This window comes from Salinibacter sp. (assembly GCF_036626415.1).
In the GTDB taxonomy this organism is placed as follows: domain Bacteria; phylum Bacteroidota; class Rhodothermia; order Rhodothermales; family Salinibacteraceae; genus Salinibacter.
Map to the genome: position 1 here is coordinate 1 of NZ_JAZKRW010000178.1, position 4669 is coordinate 4669.

Below are 4669 nucleotides of genomic sequence, written 5' to 3' on the forward strand. Positions count from 1 at the left end.
TCTCGCGCCAGCTGTCCACGCAGGGCATCTACCCGGCCATCGACCCGCTCGACTCCAGCAGTCAGATGCTCAACGAGCGGGCCCTGGGCACGGAGCACTACGAGACGGCGCAGGAGGTGAAGGAGATCCTCCAGCGCTACGAGGAGCTCCAGGACATCATCGCGATTCTGGGCATGGACGAGCTGAGCGACGAGGACAAGCAGGCCGTCAACCGCGCCCGGCGCGTGCAGCGGTTCCTGAGCCAGCCCTTCTTCGTGGCCGAGCAGTTTACCGGCCAGCCCGGCAAGTACGTGCCCATCGAGGAGACCATCCGCGGGTTCCGCATGATTCTCGACGGCGAGCTCGACCACCTGCCCGAACGGGCCTTCCTGCTCAAAGGCACGATCGACGAGGTCATCGAGGCCGGCGAGGAGATGACCGCAGAGGCATAACCCCTTTCGAATTGCGAGTGGCGAAGTGCAAATGTTGCTCGTTCGCCGCCCATTCGGAACTCGTATTTCGTGATTCGACATTGACGCCCCCATGGCCGACGAACTGACTGTTGACATCGTGACGCCGGACGAGCGCTCGTTTCAGGGGCCGGCCAACGGCGTTCGTGCCCCCGGCATCGAAGGGTCGTTTGAGGTTCGCAGGGACCACGCCCCCATGATTGCTGCGTTCGGCATCGGGCCCCTCATTGTGAAGACGGAGGCGGCCCACGAGTATGCCGACATGCACAACGACCGCATTGTCTTTGCCACGAGCGGCGGCTTTCTGGAAATCATCGAAAACAAGGTGATGGTACTCGCCGAGACGGTCGAGCCGGCCTCGGACATTGACGTGGAACGGGCCGAAAGTGCCGAAGAGCGCGCGCAGCGCCGCCTCAGCCAGGAGGTGCAGGCGGAGGAGCGGGAGACCTACGAGGCCGCCCGCGACCGGGCCCGGAACCGCCTGCGCGTCGCCATGGGAAAGGTTGGCACGCGGCAGTCGTAGCGCCGCCGTTCGCCGGACATTGGCCACCGCTCCAGATGCCTCTTGGGGCATCCGGAAGAGCGCCTGCACTTCTTCAGGGGGCTCTCTCCGTCTCGCATCCGGTGTCGCCCATACAGCCCATCCGAGCGTCGCCGGCTCCGCATGTCCGTTCACCGTCCCCCCTGCCTTCGGCCCGGGCACAGATGAAGCGGGCGGGGATCGAGGAGCGAACACGTGCCGCAGTGTTTGCCTTCGCTCTCTTCCCTGTTTCTCTCCTCCTTGCCCCGTGTGCCAATGCGGATTTGGCCTGCCCTCGTCCTTGTTTCCCTGTGGAGTCTCACGGGCGCAGCCGCCCAGCCGATGCCCGAGCGCCCGCCCGACGACCTGCGGACGCGTCCCGCCCTGCAGGCGATTGTGGAGGCGCAGGTGAACCGAAACGGGGCCTTTCTGCGCGAGAAGATCGAGGCCGACGACGCCGCCGTACGGGCCCGGGCCGCTTTTGCCCTTGCCTCCGTGCAGGACACGAGCGCCATTCCGGCCCTCCTCAACCTGCTCGACGACAGCGTCCCGCTCGTTCGCACCGACGCTGCGTTTGCCCTTGCACAAATGCCCTCGGATGTCCCGTCGGCTCCGCTGCTCCGAGCCCTGGGCTACGAACGCGACCCCACGATCCAACGACGCCTGATCGAAGCACTCGGCGCCACGGGCGACGCCGAGTCCCTGCGCGACCTCCTCCGGCTCCGCCCCCCGCCGGCCCGTAGCCCCGACGTCGCCCTGTCGATCGCCCGCTATGGCATGCGCGGCGTAACCGACTCGACGGCCACGACCTGGCTCCTGGAGCACCTGCGGACCGACGACCCGTGGACGCGCCGCAACGCCGCCTACGCGCTGGGGCGCGTGGAGGCCCTCGCCACCGGCCGCGCCGACACGGTTCGTGCCGTGCTCAACGACGTGTCCCCCGACGACCCGGCGGCCATGCACCTGCTTCGGGCGCTGGGGACCGCGGGCGACTCGTCTGATGCCCCTCGCCTAGCCGACTGGCTCCGCACCGCCCCCGACTGGCGCACGCGCACCGAGGCCGCCCGGGCGCTCTCTGCTTTGCCCACCGCCGACGAGTCACGAAGCGTCCTCGTCAACGCCCTAAACGACGGCCATCCGCTCGTGGCCCGCACCGCCGCCGAGACATTGGCCGGCCTGGAGTGGTCCCCCGACCGTCTCGCCGCCGTGGGGGCCTGGCTCGACGCGCACCCGGATCGGTGGCGCGTGGCCGCGCCGCTGCTGCGGGGCCTCGCCCACAACGATCGTCCCACGCGCGTCCTCAACACCGTCGCCCGCTGGAAAACCGAACGGTCGCCCGTCGCCTACGCCGCGGCCCTGCCTGCCCTCGCCCCGCTCGACGCGCCCCGCGCCGATTCGCTGCTGGACGCCGCCCTCCGGCACGACGACCTGCGGGTGGCCGCCGCAGGCGTGCAGGCGGTGGCCAATCGCTGGGAGCACACCCGGCCCACCGGCGTCGACGTGGCCTTTCGCCGCCTCACGACCGCCGTCCGGCGGGGCGACCCGGCCCTCCTCTACCACGGCGCCTCCGCTCTCACCGACTCGGCGTTCGCGCCCATGGGGGCAGCCGACACCCTCGCGGCTACGTACCGCACGCTCGCTACGCCCGACGACCTGGAGGGAATGACGGCCGTGCTGGAGGCGCTCGGCACCCTCGGCGGACCTACGGCCGAGTCGGTCCTGCGCGGCGCGCTCGATCATCCGCACCCCACCGTCCGACAGGCCGCCGCACAGGGGCTGTCCGAAGCGACCGACACGACGGTGACGGCCCCGGCGACACCGCTCCCCGAGACGCCGTCGATCGACTGGAATGATCTCCAACAGCTGGGCCCGCACCCGCGCCTCGTGCTCGAGACCAATCAAGGCACGGTCACGATCGAGCTCGACGCCGAACAGGCGCCACAGACCGTACAGACGATCACGCGGTTTGCCCGAGACGGGCGCTACGACGGTGTGCCCTTTCATCGCGTGGTGCCGAATTTCGTCGTGCAGGGCGGCGACTTTGCGCGGCGGGACGGCTTCGGCGGACCGGGGGTCTTCCTCCGCACCGAGGTGACGCGCATCGGGCACCGCCGCGGGACCCTCGGCATGGCCAGCGCGGGCCGGGACACGGAGGGCAGCCAGTTCTTTGTCCCCCACAGCATGCAGCCGCATCTGGACGGCAACTACACGGCCTTCGGGCAGGTCACCGACGGAATGGACGTCGTGGATCAGCTCCGCGTGGACGACCGGATTGAGTCGGCACGGGTGGAGCCAACGAGCGATGGATAACTGCCACCTGCCGCGGAGGAACCCCCTCTGACAAACGCCTGTATCGGGCTTTCACAGATCAGTTGCCTCGCTTCTCAACAATGTTCCTCCCCAACCATGGAGGTTACCCTCGACGAACACGGGCGCATTTCAGTACCGGAGGCCCTTCGGGACAAGCTGGGGCTGGAGGCTGGGGCGCAACTTTCCCTTGAGATCGAGGGGGAGACCCTTCTGCTGACACCGATTTCCGAGCGAGGTGTATTGAAAGAACGGAATGGACTCCTAGTCTCAACGGCCGACGTCGATCAAGAGATTGACGTCGAATCCGTGATCGACAAGGTGCGGGCCGACCGGTCTCAGAACATTGCCGATTCCCAAGAATGACACCTCCCGATTCGTTTCTCGATACCTCCGTGGTGGTGTGCGCCGTCATCGAGAAACTGCCCGACCATCAGGAGGCACGCTCCTATCTGGACCGCGCACGCCGTGGCACGGCAGACGTCGCCCTCTCCACCCACGCCCTGGCGGAGCTCTTTGCTACCATCACGGCCCTTCCGACCCGTCCGCAGCACTCGCCGAGGGAAGCCAAAACCCTGGTCGATGGGGTTGCTGACCTCTTGACCGTCACGGAGTTGCGCTACGAGGACTACGCTACAGCCCTCGACCGTATGGTCGAACACGGCCTCTCCAGCGGGGCCATCTACGATGCGCTTCACGTCGTCGCCGCTGAAAAGACCGAGGCCAAAGAGCTCGTGACCTTCAACGGCTCGGACTTCCGGCGGATGCCGCCGAAAGGATCTACCAAACTCACAGTTCTTCCGTCGTAGCCGCTCCGGAATCTCGACCTCCGACCCGCAGCTTATTGAATCATTCGGCACAAAAGCGAGACAATCACTTCGAAGACTGCGTCCGGAACGCCTTGAAGCTCTTGTTCTCGTAGGCGCCCGAGCCAAAATACCGGAGCATCTGAAGGAAGATGGGCCGTTTGATATAGCCCGGCTGCCTCGCGATGGGCGTGCCGTCCGGTGTCATAAAGATCGTTGTGGGCACGCCCCGCGCCCCCAGAGCCATCCCCAGCTCCTTCGACGAGAGCGTGCGGCCGTCGAACTCGTGATCCCCCGCCGTGGTGTCGCGGTTGAGGCGGGCGTACGTGAATCGCCGGTCGAGGTACGACCGGACCTCGTCGTCCCCGTATACCTCCTCCTGCATGCGCTGGCAGTAGGGGCACCACGGCGCGTAGATCTCCAGCAGGATGGGCGTGTCCTCCGCCTCGGCCTGCGTGACCACCTCCCCGAGCGAGCGGGGCGGCATCTCCATCTGGGCAACGGCGTCGTTCGCCCCCACAGCAAGGAGGAGGACCACCGGCAGAGCAAGTCGACGAACCGTTCGGGGCACGCGCATCTGGACGACG

6 protein-coding genes are annotated in these 4669 nt (G+C 67.3%); 5 read left to right on the top strand and 1 reads right to left on the bottom strand.

Going from position 1 to position 4669, the window contains the following annotated elements; all coding sequences use genetic code 11:
- From V5A20_RS13200 to V5A20_RS13220, 5 genes are all read left to right on the top strand, one after another.
- Window positions 1-431 (top strand): ATP synthase beta subunit C-terminal domain-containing protein (locus V5A20_RS13200; protein ID WP_442978439.1); only part of this gene is annotated, 431 nt, incomplete at its 5' end.
- A 91-nt stretch (window positions 432-522) separates the two neighbouring features.
- On the top strand, window positions 523-972 hold the full coding sequence (gene atpC, locus V5A20_RS13205) for an ATP synthase F1 subunit epsilon (RefSeq protein ID WP_332314603.1): 450 nt from the start codon (window positions 523-525) through the stop codon (window positions 970-972).
- A gap of 273 nt (window positions 973-1245) precedes the next feature.
- Window positions 1246-3279 carry a peptidylprolyl isomerase gene (locus V5A20_RS13210; RefSeq protein WP_332327547.1) on the top strand — a complete coding sequence of 678 codons (2034 nt, stop codon included), beginning with the start codon at window positions 1246-1248 and terminating at the stop codon, window positions 3277-3279.
- Between the two features lie 96 nt (window positions 3280-3375).
- A complete protein-coding gene (locus tag V5A20_RS13215; protein WP_332314601.1) occupies window positions 3376-3642 on the top strand; it encodes an AbrB/MazE/SpoVT family DNA-binding domain-containing protein in 267 nt (88 codons plus the stop codon).
- Window positions 3639-4085, top strand: coding sequence for a type II toxin-antitoxin system VapC family toxin (locus tag V5A20_RS13220; RefSeq protein ID WP_332314600.1), 447 nt, complete (start codon window positions 3639-3641; stop codon window positions 4083-4085). The genes V5A20_RS13215 and V5A20_RS13220 overlap by 4 nt, the downstream gene beginning before the upstream one ends.
- A 64-nt stretch (window positions 4086-4149) precedes the next feature.
- Here the strand turns inward: V5A20_RS13220 and V5A20_RS13225 are convergent, their stop codons facing one another.
- On the bottom strand, window positions 4150-4659 hold the full coding sequence (locus V5A20_RS13225) for a thioredoxin family protein (protein ID WP_332314639.1): 510 nt from the start codon (window positions 4657-4659) through the stop codon (window positions 4150-4152).
- Window positions 4660-4669 lie beyond the last annotated feature (10 nt).